Raw genomic sequence first — 18,062 nt, forward strand, 5'->3', positions numbered from 1 at the left:
TAATTCGATTAGAGAGTGATATTTAATCCCATAACTATCATTCTAGACATTGGATAAGAATCTCCTCCTTCAGGATCATAGCCTTTATACTTAGTAATCGTAAATAGATTAGATCCTGTTAGATAAAACCTTGCGTTTCTAAGAAAAACACTTTCTGCAACTTTGTCTTTTAATGTATATGATAATGTAAGTGCATTTAATCTCAAGAATGAAGCATCTTGTATTGCCTTATCTGTCTCGCCCAAAGTATATCTTCCTCCTCCATAATAAGCTCTTGGCACATCTGTATTGGTATTAGTCGGAGTCCAACGATCTAAAAGGTCTGTATGCGCTGCACTCATTCCTCCTGAGTTCATATAGCTTTCGTAAGTACCGCTTGGTCTTTTACCACCTATTGAATAAGCAAATACTGCATTTAATCCAAAACCTTTATAATTAAGATCTGTAGCAAAACCTCCATAATAATCAGGATTCAAATCGCCAACTACATACCTGTCCTGGTCGTTTATTACGCCATCGCCATTACGATCTTTAATTTTAATATCTCCAGGCTGAACAGTGCGGCTTCCATAATTTACTTTGCTAAGGTCTTCTCCTTGTTGCGCTATACCATCATATTCAAACACATAAACTGTATTTACCGATTTGCCTAAGAAAAAGTTCCCTGTACGCTGGATCTCATTGTTGCTATAACCGCCCAATTTGTATATCTCTGTTGCATCTCCGTAAAGTTTTGTAACTTTATTTTTTGCAGATGATATATTGGCAGAAACATTCCATCTTAAATCTTTGTTTTTAATAATGTCTCCGCTAAGTTCTAATTCGACACCCTCATTTGTTGTAGAACCGATATTATCCAGTTTATATTTATATCCTGATGAAACTGGCATGTTACGCAACATTAAAAGGTCATCATTATTTATATGGAAATAATTTGCACTTGCTGTCAGTCTGTTTTGGAAGAAACCTGCATCTAGTCCGATATTGAACTGTTTTTGTTTTTCCCATCTTAAATCAAAATTATCAATGTAATTATCAGACACGTAAGTTCCAGAATTATTACTTACTTGTGCATTATAAAGGGCAAAATATCGGTAAGCATCTACATTCTGATTACCCACCATACCATAACCTACACGAAACTTAAGCTGGTTTAATTTTTCAAATCCTTGAAGGAAATTTTCTTTTGCAATATCCCAACTTCCTGCTATTGAAGGAAAGGTTCCCCATTTATTGTTAGGACCAAATTTAGAAGAACCGTCTCTTCTTATTGTTCCTGTAATATTGTATTTGCCATCAAAAGTATAGTTGGCTCTTGCGAAATAAGATTGGTTTGTATAATCTGTAAAGTTCGAACCTAATTGTGTATTATCTTTTTGGTATGCACCTGATAATGCCATATAGGTCAAATCATCACTAACAAATCCGCGGGCTCTAACCTCTGTACTATTACCTGAATTACTCAATACAGAGAATCCTCCCATTAAGCTTACATCATGCTTTGCAGCAAAAACTTTGCTATAGCTTACCGTATTATCCCATTGATAATTTAATTGCGAATATCTGTAATGATGCGCTTCACCATTCATAGAATTTCTAAGCGATTGTCCTGTATAACTTGGCACATAATCAAAATTTACCTGATCTGTAACATCTACAGAAAGAGTAGTTCTGATGTCAAGTCCTTTTACTGGTTTTAAACTTAAAAAATTACTACTTGTAAGTCTATTGCGAGCACTTGAATTTATGATATCAAGACTTTTTATCGGATTGTATAAATTTTGGTCAAATACTTCACCATATCTCAAATAAGTAGCTTTAGGGTCGATAGGCAATAATGGGTTTGCTCCCAATGCCACACCAAAAGCACTTCCTTCCTGATAATTAGTCTCACTTCTTGAAAAAGTAGTATTGGTACCAAACTGCAACCATGATTTTAGATCTTGTGTAAGGTTAATTTTTCCATTATATCTTTTAAAATCAGAGTTTTTCAAAAGACCTTCTTGGTCAACATAATTAAAACTCACAAAATAAGTTCCTTTTTCTCCTCCTCCGCTAAAGCTTAAATTATGATTGGTTTGAAAACCTGAACGCGTTACCTGATCCAGCCAGTTGTAACTTTTACCCGTTCTGTAAGATTCCAATTCATAAGGCGCAAATACAGTCGAACCATCTGACTTAATTTGATTGATATAAGCAGCACGATCAGCTCCTGGATGTTCGTCCATATAACGATTCGCATAAGCATCAACTCTTAGATCAAATAATTGCTGGCCATTCATCAATGGGAGCGTTCTAGCAAATTCAGATACGCCTGTCCAAGTATCATACTGTATTTTTGCTTCTCCAGATCTTGACCCTTTTTTTGTCGTAATTACGATTACTCCGTTAGCCGCTCTTGAACCATATAATGCAGTAGCAGAAGCATCTTTAAGAACTTCCATACTCGCAATATCGTCAGGATTAATGTTTTCAAAATTACCATCGGTAATCAAACCATCGATTACGAATATGGGGTTGCCTCCAAAGTTTAAAGAGTTATTTCCTCTAATTCTTATTGTACCAGTCTGACCAGGTACAGCATTTTGTTGCACATATACCCCTGAAGCACGTCCTTGTAAAGCCTGTACCACATTTGGTGTAGGAACTTCTCTAAGCTTATCTCCAGAAACACTGCTTACAGCCCCCGTTAGATCGCCTTTTTTCATTTTGGCTCCTACGATTATAACTTCAGTCAATTCTTGGGTACTTGGAGTCAACGAAATATTAATTTCAGATTTACTTGCAGCAGCAGTCTTCGTATCAAATCCTATAAAACTAAATTCTAGTATGGAGCCAGATTTTACGTTTGTTAATTTGTAACTACCATCAATGTCTGTTGCTGTAGAATTCTGAGTACCTCTTACCTGAATGGTTGCTCCAGGCAAAGGTAAATTTTCATTATCTGTAACTTTACCGGTTATAGTTTGGGAATAAAGTGTACCGGCAGACAGCATAACTACTAAGAAGCATAAGTATCTTATTGCAATTCTCATAATAATTTGGTTTTTTAGTTAATAAATTAGAGAGTTAGTTTTTTTATTTGTTTATTGAGCATGAAATAGGAGAAAACGAATTGGCTTATACTATACTATACTACAACATTACAAACATACAAATATTTTGGTTACATCCAAATTTATGTTTAAGAATTTGCTATTTTTTTCAGCGATTTATTTCGTCTTTAATACAAATACACGGGAATAAAAATGAAAAAGAGAATAGTTAATTAATCCATTTAAAGAAATATCAGACAAAACATTTCAAGTATTGCACTCAAAACAAGGAAAATCGTATGAATTTGATTCATAAGGCAGTAAATAAAATTTCTAAAAAAATGCAGGATTTATTCGTTTGTTGAAACAAAAAAAGATGCACAACCGTGCATCTCTATCAAAATTTAGATCCTATTTTCTCTGATTCTTAGAATTTTATACCATTGCTAAAGGAAATTAAGCAATGCCCCATTTTGAAAATAAAACAAAGATACTCAGCATACCTGCTATTAAGAGGGCAAAATACCAATAACGATTTTTCCAAGGGGCCAGCTCAAGAGATTCCAGTTTAATCTCAGTATAACTGTAAGTGGGATAAAATTTCGAAACCAGCAACATGCATACAGAAGTAAGGACAAATAGCAGAGCCAGCATGTGCAAATAGTGCAATTGAATATCTAGGATATAATTGAAAATAATATAGCTCAGAATAAAAAATACCATTCCGATTTTTGCTGCTTGAGGCGGTACTTTTTTAAATACAAAACCCACTAGAATAATGGTAAAAATTGGCACGCAAAACATACCCGCTAATTGCTGCAAATAAGTATAAAAACCTGCTTTACTGAATATGATAAATGGAGCCGAAAACATTGCCAAAGCCGAAACAATAATCTCAAATTTACGTCCAGTATAAACCAGATGTCTTTCGGTTACTTCTTTGTTTCTTTTCTCTAGCCACGGCTTATAGAGATTCAACACAAATAATGTACTGCTACTATTAAGTCCTGCATTAAAAGTACTTATTGCAGCACCCAAAACTACTGCGGCAGTTAAACCAATCATGACTGCCGGCAATGTATCTTTTATAACAAGCGGAAAAACTTCAGCTGTATTTTCCAATTTATCATAAAGATGCACTCCAACTAATCCAGGAATATTAATAATGAACGGACAAAGCAACTTTCCCAAACAAGCCAATCCCATTCCTTTCTGACTATGCGATAAACTCTTTGCCGAAAGAGCCTGCTGTACAATAAACTGTTCCATTCCCCAATAATACAAGTTCATAATAAACATTCCTGTAAAAATGGTAGTTAGCGGAATCTCATCGTGAGGTCCGCCAATAGAATTTAAATGTTCTTTATGCTCTGAAAGTAAAATATGAAGCCCTTTGAACCAATCTCCATTTCCTAAGAATTTGAAGCCAAAATAAGGAAAAGCGATTCCAATAGTCAGTAATCCAATACTTAAAACGGTATCACTAATAGATATGGCACGAAGACCGCCTAAAACAGAGTAAGCGCAACCGGTAAGTCCGATTACCCAAACCATAAACCAAATGTTTTGCCAATAAGTTAATCCTAAAGGCTGTAAAAAATTAAACATTCCGGTTAAGGCAACTGCGCCTCCATATAAAACGGCAGGCAACAAATTGACAATGTAACTGCATAAAAAGATAATCGAAACCAACCTTTTAGTAGAATCATCATAACGTTTTCCTAGATAATCTGGAATGGTCATGGCTCCGGTACGGAAATAGATTGGAAGAAAAAACTCCGCAACCAGAAGCATGGCGAGCACAGAGCTTACGCCCCATGCTATCACGCTCATGTTATTGGTATAAATAGATTCGTTTTCGCCTATAAACTGATTGGCACTGATATTACTTAGCAGTAACGCTCCTCCAACTATAAAGAAATTATTGTTATGATCGGCAAAGAAAAGTCCATCGGTTGTCTGTACCTTTTTTTTTCGAGTTTTTAGTGCCGAAATTATAGCTACTAAACCTGTTATCAGTAAAAAACTAACAATGGATAAAACGTTCATAAATTACAACGAATTTCTATCGATAAGAACTGTTGGTATAATTTCCTGTGTTTTTTTTCTGTTCAAAACAAAATCAGCTGCTCTTTTCCCCATTTCGGCGAAATCGGTAGAAAATGTTGTTACACCGTCAAAAATGATTTCTTTTACAATATCATCGTTGTGCGAAATAAAGCCAATGTCTTTACCAATTTTCAGCCCTTTTATTTTTGAGTCTTTCAGCATTTCCCAAAGTTCCAGATTATGAATGGTAAAGTATACTTTTCCTTTTTCTAGAGAACCAGCTGTATATTCTTCTTTTATAACGCCTTTAATATCATAATCTTTCATAAATCTCTTGAAAGAATTTAGAATTTCATTAGGCTCTGCAGACGACGGCTTGAAAAAGAAAATCAATTCGTCGTATTTTTTAATTTTATCTTTAAGCTGCACAAAAGCATTGTAAGACGAATCTCCAAACTCTTGTGCAACATAATTGTAATCTTCATCTGTTTCTATAAAACGGTCTACCAGCAATACTCTATTTGTAGGCAGCTGTTTTAAGACGGCAGGCGTTTTTTTGTTCGGAATTGGAGCGATAACAAACATTCCGTACTTTCCTTTTATGCTCTGCACAATGTTTTCGAATGTTCCAAAATTATTGTGATGGAAGAAAATATCCAATTGCACATTCTTTCCAAGCCCTTTTCTAAAATTCTCATAAAACGTTTCCTGAAAAATATCAAAAGCAAATATCAGCAATGCCACTTTCAATTCCTGCTTTACGTCATTGGTAGCAACAAAGTAACCCAATCTGTTTTTTGATTCGATTATTCCTCTATGAACAAGTTCTTTATATGCTTTTGCAATGGTTTCTCTTGCAAAACCCAGTTCGCTTATAAAAGTGTTTACAGATGGAAGTAAATCACCTTTTGTGACTACCTTTTCATCAATCGCATTAATTATTCCCTGAACCAATTGCTCATGTTTAGATAAGGAATTAATAGATTCAAGATTTTTGATCTGTTGAATAATTTGCTTCATAAAACGTTTTAATAGGTATTTATTTAGAAAATATCGTATTACAAATATATACTAATGTTTATAATTTAGTTTAGGCTTTAGTAATTTTTAGAACTACGCTGCTGTTTGATGGCGTCACATTTGGGTTGATTCCAACTTGCATTAAGAAATCTCCTGAATAAACAGCGCTTTCTACCACTGGTTTTTTATCTGGATATACGTTTATTTCTTCTACTTTATAATTTTGACCCGCTTGCAATCCTTTTAATTTAATTGGAAGATGTGTTCCAGCTTCATATCTTGAATTAACCGAATAGCTGAAAACCACTCCTTCATTTCCGTTTTTATTGACAAACATCACAGAAGCCGCATCATTACCCCACGGATTTTGCAGACGATATTGGTCTCCATGCCAGATTGTATTGCTCAATGCATGATAGTTTTTAATTGCCTGTTGAGTAAAAGCAAGATCTTTATCGTTTAATTCTTTCACCACAATATCAAAACCTAATCTTCCCATCATGGCAACATCTGTACGGTATTTTATAGGCTGTTTACCCCAATCTGTAACGTGTGCCGCAATAGTTAAGGCAGGATAAAAATACGAATACTCATACTGCATGTATACTCGCTCTAACGGATCTGTATTATCACTTGGCCAGAATTCTGTAAAGTATTTCAAAGCTCCGTAATCTACTCTTCCACCGCCGCCAGAACAAAGCATCATTGGTACTGTTGGATATTTTACACGAATACGTTCCAATACTTTATAAAGTCCGTTTACATAATCCGTATAAAAATTGTTTTGTTTGTCTTTTAAATAATTAGAATAGGCATTGTAAATTACGGCATTACAATCCCATTTAATATAAGCTAATTCTGGGTTTTCGGTAAAAAGATGGTCTACCACTCCATAAACAAAATCCTGAACTTTTGGATTTGATAAATCTAAAACCAGCTGATTACGGAAATAATGTTCTGTTCTTCCTGGCTGTTTCACAACCCATTCCGGATGTTTTTTATACAAATCACTTGCTGGGTTTACCATTTCTGGCTCTATCCAGATTCCGAATTTTACTTGGTTGTCTTTGGCTGTTTTTACTAAAGTTCCAATTCCGTTTGGCAGTTTCTTTTTATTAACGTCCCAATCTCCTAAAGCCGCATCGTCATTGTTACGCGGATACGTGTTTCCAAACCATCCGTCGTCTAGCAAGAACATGTCTACGCCTAGTTTTTTACTATCAGCAATTAAGACTTTCAATTTCTCTTCATCAAAATTAAAATATGTTGCTTCCCAGTTGTTTAATAAGGTCAAACGATCGCCTTTTCCGTCTAAGATTTTATAATTTCTTGACCAGTCATGCAGATTACGGCTTGCATTTCCTTTTCCTTTAGAAGACAAAGTGTACCAAAATTTAGGCGTTGTAAAAACTTCGCTTTTAGCCAGTTTATAATTTGCTGCTGCATTATTAATTCCTGAAATTACACGAAGATTATTCAGCGGATCTAATTCTAAATCGGTTCTAAAGTTGCCTGACCATTCCAGACCTGCAAACAAAACTTTTCCTTCATCTTCTGAAGCTGGTTTATCCAAAGAAACCATAAATACTGAAGGCTGGAATAAATTGGTGCGAGATCCTAATTTAGTATCTAAAGTTTTAATTCCGTGCGTTAGTTTCGTTTCTTCTGGCTGCATTTCTTTTGCCCATTCACCATGATATTGGTTCAAATAGAAACTATTATATCCTTTTAAATACAAATTAGCCGAAGCGTATTTGTTCAAAGTAATGCTTCCCTTTTCGTTATGCTGAATCGTTGTCCATTGCTCAATAACATCAGTATCGTAATACGCCTGAATAAACAAATGAACCTCAACAGGATATACAGGATCTTTTAATGTGATTTCCGTTTGAGAAACTCCTGTACTAATTGTATTGGTTTTGTGGCTTACATATAATAGATCCAACGAAGTATTTCCGTCAGCATGAGTTACGGTAATCGCTGGTTCTAATAAATTTTTAGATCCAGAAGCGGTATAAGCTGCATTATAAATACCTGAATAATCGGTTCCTTGACGAAACTGCCCTTGTATTTTGGCATAATCTGAATCGTTTACCAGTTTTTCTCCTAAATAAATAGTGCTTACTTCTTTACCTTTATTTACCTGTAAAACCAATGCATTAGATTTTGTTTTTACAGCTATAATTTCTTGTGCTGTTACTGGACTGCAATAACTCGTGAGAATAAAAAATGCTATCGCAAAAGACTGCCTTAAATTGATACTTTGTTTTTTCATTTTATTATGTATTATTTTTTACTTCTTTTCTTGTGTAATTCCTTTCCAATTATCTGTTCTGAAGGACGATGCAGGAAGACCTGAGGCGTTTGTTAAATTCCCATTTGGATTATCGGCCCAATTGTATCGAACCGAAACAGGATTTGGAACGTTCTGCGCATATACGATCACTTTTCCGTTTACAATTTTGGGTTCTGCCCAATAAAATTTCTGGTCAGCTCCTGCAATCGAAAATCCTTTCAGTTCGCCATTTTTGGCTTTGATATCAGTATTAAAATCAAAATCAAGTACAATGGTTTTGTTTTCAATTTTATACGATTTATAAAGCGGTCCCGAATAGGCGATTTTGGTATTATATACTTTTGCCAAAGCAATATTCGCCAAACGACCACCCACATCTTGTTTGTTTTTTGGATGAATGTCTTCTCCGTTTCCAATATCTGTTGTAACCGCCATTCCTGTGTTTGGGAGCTTTAAAGCTAAAAATTGCGCTTCTCTTAATTCTGCCCAATCTGAATCTCCCGGTTCTGGTTTCTGCTGTTTGTAATTGGCTAACTGAACAAAGAAAAACGGAAGATTCTTGTCTTTAAAATGAGTTCGCCAATCGTTTATAAGCAGCGGAAATAACTTTTGATATTGAAAGGCTCTTTCTGCATTGCTTTCTCCCTGATACCAGATTACTCCCTTTATTTTATAATCTGCCAAAGGCGCAATCATGGCATTGTATATTGCACTTGGCCTGTTTTGCCCCTGAGCCAGATAAGGTCGTGCAGGCAAATCTTTACTGTCTGCACCAATATTGTATTTCCAATCTCCTGCTAATGAAACCGTTTCTTTATCTGATTTTAAAGCGATATTTTCTTCTCCATAAATTCCTCCATTTCCTGCTCCGTCATATACCCTTACGGTAATGACATTTTCTCCTTTTTTCAAATATTTTGAAGGAATGGTATAATGGCGTTCTACATTATATCCTTTTGTTTCGCCTATGTAATTTCCATTTATCCAAATTACATCATCATCATCGGCAAAATAACTTAGGTTGAAATCTTTACTATTATCTAAGATGATAAACTTTTTTCTAAACCAGACAATTCCATCAAAATTTCCTAATCCGTTACTATCGAAAAAAGAAGGAACTTTCATTGTTTTCCATGAAGCATCATCAAAACCAACCGAAGCCCAAATTGCTTTTTCGTTCTGATATCCCTTATCAGCACTAGTAAGATGTTTTTCCCAAACGGCTAAATCAGCATTGTATTTTTTCTCTAAAGTTTCTCTGCTTGATTCCGATTTCATCGCTTCAATCTGAGCATCAAAATCATGAATCGTACTTAACGCTCCAGAACTTGTCCAGGCTTCTATCAATGTTCCGCCCCAAGAAGAATGGATTAATCCAATTGGAATCTTTTTTTCTTTGTAAATTTTTCTGGCGAAAAAATAAGCGGTTGCGCTAAAATCGGCTATGTTTTTAGGATCACATACATTCCATCCATTGTGCTGTACTTTTAGTGTATGTAATGGAAAAGTACTTTCTACGTGTTCTGCCTGCAATAATCGAATTTCAGGATAATTGGCGCTTGCAATTTCTTCTTTGTAATTCTCAATTTTTCCCCAGCCTTCAAGCGGCATTTCCATATTGCTTTGCCCAGAACACAACCATACTTCACCGATTAAAATGTTTTGAAGTGTTTTTGCTTCTCCGTCATTTATCGCAATGGTATAAGGTCCGCCGTAAGCAGGTGTTTTTAAAACTACCTTCCACTTCCCGTTTACAACAGTGGTTTTGTATGTTTTTTTATCCCACGAACTGGTAACAGACACTGATTTCTGGTCGCTTTCTCCCCAAAACGGAACTGCGCTTTTTTGCTGCAAAACCATATTGTCTGTAAAGAAAGAAGGCAGCGTTACTGTGGCATTTGCTGTAGTCGAAACAAGCCATACCAGAGCCAGCAGAATAGTATTTAAAAGATATTTTTTCATGCTGAATCTATTATCGTTTTATGATTTTATACAAATGAGCATCTTTAGCACCAAGATTTGCATTTAAAGTATTGTCTTTTATTTCACTTTTTTGAGAAGTAAAAAGATCTTCTATTTGATAATTGCCTTTCTGAATATCTAATCTCTCCAATGGCAATGCATAACTTTTGGCGCCGTTTCCATAATTGAAAACCGCAACATACCAATCGTTTCCAATTTTCTGCTGAAAAACTTCGGTGGTATATTTTCCTGTATTTCCTTCTACCGGACGAAAAGCCACTCCATGAGCTACAATTTTAAGCAACTCTTTATTTTGAAGCCATTCTTTTGCACGTTTGGTCCAAATTCCGTCTTTACTGTAATCGTCTCCTGTAATTAAGGTTCCTGTAATTATAGCCGAAATTAATCTTGCACGGTTTTCTCCTTCTGTAACATCAGCAAAAACAACGTGATCGGCATCGATATAATCATACGAATAAGTCTGCCACCAGCCGTAATTCACGCTATTCAAAGTATACTGAGTCTGTTCGATGGTTTTCCAGGCATCGCATGCAATACGACGAACATGAACATAACGAGAAGTTGCCATGTTTGGAGAAATTGCAGCATAAATAAGCATTTGTCCGTCCAGTGCATTTACCAAATGTTCCATTCCCACTTTGTAAGCCTGCATTCCTGTTGTGATATTTTTATCATAAAAAGAAGAAGATTCGGCTGCCGCATGTCCCAAAAAGTCAATTTTAATCATTTTGAAGCCGCACGCTTTAAGTTTATTAATTACATAATCAACACGTTTGAGCGTACCAGGATGTGTTGGATCAATTGCTCGCGCACCATCAAAATCAAAATAGGTATTTCCGGTTTTGGTCCACATTTCGCCAAAAGTATAATCGCTTCCTTCTGCCTTACGGTTTGGTCCGTCTTTCCAGCCCCAATCTGTAAAAGGCGCCCAATACGCTCCTGGTTCCAACCCTTTACTTTTACAATAATCTGCAAATTCTTTGAGTTTACTGAAATCTCCTGTAAAACCGCCTTTTACCATATTATCCCAAAACGAATCAAGATCTATATAAGCAGTATTGCCCACTCGAAACTGCGGAATTTCATTGGCAAAAAAATCAGCAACTTTAGTAGTATTGTCAAAATTAATTTTCTCCATCAAAACACCCCAACTGTTCCATCCTACAGGAGTTGGTTTATTCCATTCAAAAACAAACGGTTTTTCTACTACACGATTGGTTTTAGCATATTCTTCCATTCCATTTCTCCAATCTGAATAATAACCCACAAAGAATTTTGGCGACAAAACTTTATTTCCTTTTACCAAACCATGCGCAATGCTGTCTCGTGTGATCTCTTTTTCAGAAAAACCTGCCCAAGCCGAGAATAAAGGCACTTTATTTTTATTGATTGATTTTACAGCGCTTTTCCAAACTGTATGTTCTAAAGAACCCACAATAAAACCATTTCTGGAAGTGTTATTGAATACGATTCCAACTTCTGCACTTGTATTACTTGAAATTGTATCTAATTTTTTAGAATTATAAGTCGCCCAAGCATCATTATCATAAGGAACATAAACGGTTTGCAGATTTTCTACTTTATCAAAAGCTATTTTTCCTAAATCTAGTGGCGCAATATAATTGGTCGCTATTTGCTGTTGGTTTCCTAAAATTTCAATTTGAGTTATAAAATAAGATTGATTATTATAGGTGAAGAAATTTTGAATTACAGTCGGATTGTTTTTATCCTTGTATGTTAGAATGTATTTTGTTCCTTTTCCTAAATTATCAGTAAAAGCTTCTTTTGATAAAACGGCTTCTGGATAATCATTGATAGAAATTGTTTTGCCATTAACAACAACTGAAGCTGTAGCTCCAGAAAAAATATTTTTACCTGACTGGCTTACTGCTATTGTTTTATTTTTAGCATCATAATTAATAGCTCCATTTTTTCCAAAAGTTATTTTTATACTTTTCTGTGCCTGCATAAACGGACTAAAAAAGAGCATCATTATACCAGACAAAAACAGTTTTTTTACTAATAAACAATGTGGTTTCATCAATTTTGTTTTTGGTTATTATACTATTCTATACTACAATGATACGAATTAAAATTTACCCTGCAAGAATATTACAATAAATAGTGCTTATTTTTTTCATCATTAAAAACATAAACATCTACAAATCAACGCACAAAGCTACTAAAGTTGCATTTGATTTTTTTTCTTCAAAATAGTCATTTTGACAATAATCGTAACATTATCTCCAAAAACTAACTAAAAATATGTATCTCAAAAAAATTGTAAATCAAAAATTACCATTTTAATATTCTAAAACGCTTCCATAAAAAAACCCGATTTTCAGCTAATGTGAAAATCGGGATTTCTGAAAGTTTTTTAGACTTTTTAGTTCTTAACAAATCTAAAATTTTGCGTTGGATATCCAGGTGCTTTTACTTTCACCATATATATACCTTTTATAAGTCCACTTACTGGTATTTCTGAACTAATCATATCTTCAATAGTCGTAGAGGTTTTCCAAACTTCTTTGCCACTTATGTCATATAATGAAATTGCCGCATTGCCATTGATTTTCTGATCAAATTTAATTCTAATGCTATTTGAAGCCGGATTAGGAAAAACATAATTAGTAGAAGCAGTTGGCCAATTGTAACTTGGCATACTTAATACTCCTGCATTTGTAATCGCATAAATAGCCGCATCGGCCTGAGGCAATTGGACACTTAATGAGCTTTGAGCAGTACTTGTCGCTCCCGAATAAAGTTCTTTAACCGTATAATTTCCAGATCCAAGTCCTAGACGGCTCAGACTAATAGTATTGGTTGTTGCCGTGCTTCCGTAATTAAAAACCGCTACATAAGTAACATTGTTGTGTGTCGCAGAAAATACATTTGCAGCATTATTTCCTGTATTTCCATCGGCAGGAATAAAGTGCAGCTCGTTACGGGCAACATTCATTACATCATTATTTTGCAACAGATTCTGAGCAGTCGTTTTCCACTGACCTGCAGCAGAGAAATCATCCCCTGTAATTACCGTTCCTGTAACCACGCTGCTTAATAATCTAGCACGATTTTGTCCTATTGAAGCAGTGCCAAAAACAACGTGGTCGGCATCTATATAATCATAAATTTGATTTTGCCACCAGCCGTAAGTTGTACTGTTCAACGTATAATCTGTTTCATTTATATTGGTGTAGGCATCGCACGCTATACGTCTTACGTGCGCAAAAGGACCAGTAGCCAAATTAGGAGATATTGCAGCCTGAACCAACATTGTGCCTCCAATTTCATCAACCAAGTATTTCATTCCTTCCTGATACGCTTCCATACCTGTGTGTAGCTGATTATTGGCAAAACTATCTGCTTCAATACTCGCGTGCGTTAAAAAGTCAATTTTTATCATTTCGAATCCTGCAGTTTTGAAACGATTTATAAAATAGTGAATTCTTGCTTTGGTTCCCGGACTTGTCGGATCCATGGCATAAGCGCCATCCAATTCTAATGGATTTCCGTTCACTTTTGTCCAACACTGATTATACATATAGGAACTTCCTTCGACTTGACGATTGTATTTTCCCCAATCTACAAAAGGAGCCCAATAGATTCCGGCCTTATACCCTTTATTTTTTGCATAAGTAACAAATTGTGCCAGCTCGGTATCGCTCATATTATCCCAATACGAATCCAAATCAATATATAAAGTGTTGTCTTGAGTTTTAAATGCAGGACAGTCATCATGAAAAAAATCCACAACTGCTTTAGCTTTCGTTAAGTTGACATTGGTTTGCATAGCTCCCCAACTGTTCCAGCCAATTGGTTTTGGTGCTGTCCAGTCAAAAATATATTTGGGCTGCATGGCGGCATTTGCTTGCGCAAATTCCTCAAATCCTGTTCTCCAGTCGTCTGTGGCATTAATCATTACTTTTGGAGAAGGACAACTGGTCTGCCCTACATTCACCCAGCCATGTCCTCTTGCATCGCGGGTTATATCTTGTTTTGTCCAACCCGCAATAACCGAAACATAAGCTGATGAAGAACCACCGCCGCTTACTGTAACGCCTGTTTTCCATTTTGTATGTTCCAAAGAGCCAATTACCAAACCTTTTCGATTGGTGTTATTGTAGATATTCGTCACTTCTGAAGCTGTAAAATCAGCTGAATTTAAAGTATAGGCATTATAGCGAATCCAGGCATCATTATCATAAGGAACAAATACAGCTCTGGTATCTCCCGTTCCAAAATTTGGTGTGACCTGATTACTCGTTAAAGGAGACATTTTATAACAGTTTGACCCATTTCCTGTTAGCACCACTTGTACAGCCAAGTAATTTTTATTGGTATACGTATAAAAAATCTGCTGCATTCCAAGCGCATAATTTCCGCTCAAAGTAAAGATGTGTTTGGTTCCGCTTCCCACATTATCGGTAAATGATTGCGAAGTATAAACCGCCGAAGCAAAGTTATTGCTGACATACTGCTGATCGCTATTTGCATAGGCAGAGGCATTGCTGATTACAGTTGCGCCATTAAATTTTATACTATACGTTTTATTGGTTAAATTGTAAACGATACTATTATTGGTTCCAAAAGCAATGGTTTGGTTAGTCCCAGCCGCTAGAGGTGTCAAAATAAATTTATCGAGATTGGGAGCCCAGGAGTTTGTATTATCCCAAAGTAAAGTCGTTGTACCGCTATTCAAATAAACGCTTATATTTTTGGAGGCTGCTGTACTCCATCCTCCACTTGGTTCACAAGGAATCGCAATAGCTGCAGCAGAACCCGCAGTCAGCCGAATTGCACGCGGATCTCCTGTACAATAAAACAGTTGCAGATTGTACCAGCCAGTCGCGGCCACATTTACATTTACCGAGACACTGCCTGTGCCTCCTAAATTACCCACAATTTTTCCTGAGCAGGAATCGCAGTTTTGTATGTCAGCATTTCCTGTACGGGTGCCGTTTTCAAATTCGTAACTCTGACTCCAGCTGTAAATCGTTAATAAAAATAGCATTAAAGTCAGCAGGCTTTTTGCCCATACTTTTTCTTTTGTAATTTTTTCTTGCATAATTATTTATTATTAGTTAGTAAGATTTAGTACTATTCTGTACTATACTACAATAATAATAAATTTATTCTGTATAACATTAAAAATCAGATGATTTAATTATTTTACACCAACGACAGAAGACACCTTAAAAATCAAAAAAGCCTTTAAAAAGAAGATGTTTAAAGGCTTTTTCGTTTTTTGCATACTTCTCAAAAACATGCAATTAAATCATAGAATAATTACGCTATTAGGCACATACTTCTTTACAGCATTTTTTATATAGCAAAAATTTTACTATTTACTTGAACAACTTAGAAGCAAATTCATTCAAGCATCTGCGCCATGTAAGCCATTCGTGAGCTGTTTCTGGCGATTCGTAATATTCGTATTTGATGCCCTGCTGGTCTAACATATTGCGAAATGCACCAACCGATTTAGGAAAAGGAACAGGTTCTTTGGTTCCTAATCCGAGCCAGAAAAGTTTAAACTGCTTGTTTAGTGCATTTCCGTCTTTATATTTTCCATCTAAAAACAATGAAACATTTATAGCATCTGAATTTGGATAATTTGCCGTACCGCTGAATCCGCCATAATAAGAAAAAGTATCCAAATGATTCATCATAATTCTCATGGTCTGATTGGCTCCCATTGAAAGACCGGCAATAGCTCTATTTTCTCGTTTGGGAATGGTGCGGAACTTCGCATCAATCATCGGAATTACTTCTTTGATAAGCACTTCTTCAAAAATGGATTCTTTTGGCTTATTTTTATCCGATGTCTCATTGTTTTGATCTTTATAAGCATACCCATTGTCCATTACAATAATCATCGGAACTGCTTTCTTTGAAGCAATCAGATTATCTAAAATAAGGTTTGCTTTTCCTTGCGATGACCAGCCTGTTTCGTCTTCAAAACTTCCGTGCTGCAAATAAAGAACGGGATAACGTGTTTTTGTATTTTCATTATAACCGTCTGGAGTATATACAAAACAACGTCTAAAAGTATTAGTCAGTTTTGAGAAATAGATATTTTCACTTACAAGACCATGAGGAACATTTTTTAAAGCGAAAAAATCTTGATCGGTTGAAGGAATTTCTATACCGCTCCCCCATCTTCCTGCACCATAAAAATAAAGACTTCCTGGATCTGGAACGGAAGCGCCATCGATATTTAACTGATAATAATGAAATCCTTCATCTTGCGGATTCGATTCGCCTGTCCAAATTCCCTTGTCATCTTTTTTCATGTCGTATTTTACACCGCCAATATCTAGCTGCACTTTGTTTGCGTTTGGCGCAGCAATACTGGTACGAACACGTCTTTGCGAATTGACCTGAGGAAATATTTTTTCTGGCTGATTTACCGATGAAGGCTTAAAATCTTCTGCTATAGACTGCTCTGATTGAGCATTTACTGACTGAAAACACAAATTGACAATTGCAATACCTGCGATAATAGATAGTCTCATACTTTACTTTTTTGTTGATTGTCTTTATGCAAAATCAATGTTATTGAAACAAAAGCGGAGCTAATTCTTTGAAGCTTCTGCGCCAAGTCAAAAATTCATGGGCTGTATTTTCAGAAACATAAGAAAAGGCATTAAATCCAGCCTCTTTAAGCGTTTTTACCGCAGATTTTACCGATTCTGGTCTTTCGCGGCTGCCACAGCTTATAAAAATCAGTTTTACTTTTGACTTGTCCTTAATTTCTTCCGGTTTATAAGTGCCACCGCTTAAGAGTGCGTAATGCGAAAAAACATCTGGTTTATTTAGAGTAATAGAATGCGTTTCCATTCCGCCCATTGATAAGCCAGCCATAGCACGATTTGCTTGGTTGGAAATGGTACGGAAATTTGAATCGATATAAGGAATTAATTCGTCTATGAGAACCGTTTGAAATGGCTCTATTTTAAAACTTGCCAAACCTCCATATTTAACTTCGTTTGTCATTCCGTATGTCATGACGATAATGAACGGTTTTATTTTGCCTTCTGCAATTAAATTATCCATAATTAAGTTAACACGCCCTTGATTGCTCCAAGCCGTTTCATCTTCTCCCCAGCCGTGCTGCAGATACAAAACTGGATACTTTTTGTCTTTATCTTTATGATAAGAAGGCGGAGTATATACAAAAGCTCTGCGTGAGGTATTAGTGCTTTTTGAAGGAAAAAGAATCTGTTGCACATTTCCGTGCGGAACATTCTTCAAAGCAAAGAAATCTAGATCATGCGCTGGAATTTCGATCCCGCTTTCCCAGCGTGTCGATCCGTAAAAGTTAAGCGCACCCGGATCATTAAAAACTCCGCCGTCAATAGTTACATGATAATAATGAAAACCTTCGTCCATTGCGCCTTCTGTCGTACCTTTCCAATAGCCGTCCTGATCTTTTGTAAGAACGGTTCCGCCTTTGGCTCCGCCCAGCCCAAGGCTTACTACAACAGATTTTGCTTCGGGAGCTGCAATTTGAAATCGTGCATAACCCTGAGAATTAACTTTTGGATATTCCTGCCCTGGCTGATTAAGCGCTGAAGGTTTAAAATCTTCGGTAATCGTAGTCGTGTTTTGAGCAAAACTCATGACTCCTGATAATACTAATACGATAATAATGCTATACTGTTTCATAATTTTGT

General features: G+C 35.9%; 9 protein-coding genes. All 9 read right to left on the reverse strand.

Annotated features, from left to right (window positions below; all coding sequences use genetic code 11):
• Positions 1-8: 8 nt before the first annotated feature.
• Positions 9-3,035 carry a TonB-dependent receptor gene (locus J7574_RS20665; RefSeq protein WP_290973299.1) on the reverse strand — a complete coding sequence of 1,009 codons (3,027 nt, stop codon included), beginning with the start codon at positions 3,033-3,035 and terminating at the stop codon, positions 9-11.
• A 456-nt stretch (positions 3,036-3,491) separates the two neighbouring features.
• Positions 3,492-5,084: a solute:sodium symporter family transporter gene (locus J7574_RS20670; protein ID WP_290973302.1), complete on the reverse strand. Its 1,593-nt coding sequence runs from the start codon at positions 5,082-5,084 to the stop codon at positions 3,492-3,494.
• A 3-nt stretch (positions 5,085-5,087) separates the two neighbouring features.
• Positions 5,088-6,104: a GntR family transcriptional regulator gene (locus tag J7574_RS20675; protein ID WP_290973305.1), complete on the reverse strand. Its 1,017-nt coding sequence runs from the start codon at positions 6,102-6,104 to the stop codon at positions 5,088-5,090.
• 70 nt (positions 6,105-6,174) lie between these two features.
• Positions 6,175-8,379: an alpha-galactosidase gene (locus J7574_RS20680; RefSeq protein ID WP_290973308.1), complete on the reverse strand. Its 2,205-nt coding sequence runs from the start codon at positions 8,377-8,379 to the stop codon at positions 6,175-6,177.
• Between the two features lie 18 nt (positions 8,380-8,397).
• Positions 8,398-10,362, reverse strand: a complete 1,965-nt coding sequence (locus tag J7574_RS20685; RefSeq protein ID WP_290973310.1) for a sialate O-acetylesterase — start codon at positions 10,360-10,362, stop codon at positions 8,398-8,400.
• Between the two features lie 10 nt (positions 10,363-10,372).
• Positions 10,373-12,424: an alpha-galactosidase gene (locus J7574_RS20690; protein WP_290973313.1), complete on the reverse strand. Its 2,052-nt coding sequence runs from the start codon at positions 12,422-12,424 to the stop codon at positions 10,373-10,375.
• Between the two features lie 345 nt (positions 12,425-12,769).
• Entirely contained in the window at positions 12,770-15,451 is a 2,682-nt protein-coding gene (locus J7574_RS20695; protein WP_290973316.1) for a T9SS type A sorting domain-containing protein, read from the reverse strand.
• A gap of 280 nt (positions 15,452-15,731) precedes the next feature.
• Entirely contained in the window at positions 15,732-16,901 is a 1,170-nt protein-coding gene (locus J7574_RS20700) for an alpha/beta hydrolase-fold protein (protein WP_290973318.1), read from the reverse strand.
• 40 nt (positions 16,902-16,941) lie between these two features.
• Positions 16,942-18,054, reverse strand: coding sequence for an alpha/beta hydrolase-fold protein (locus J7574_RS20705; RefSeq protein ID WP_290973321.1), 1,113 nt, complete (start codon positions 18,052-18,054; stop codon positions 16,942-16,944).
• Positions 18,055-18,062: the final 8 nt, after the last annotated feature.

It is taken from the genome of Flavobacterium sp., from assembly GCF_017744675.1.
Taxonomy (GTDB): Bacteria; Bacteroidota; Bacteroidia; order Flavobacteriales; family Flavobacteriaceae; genus Flavobacterium.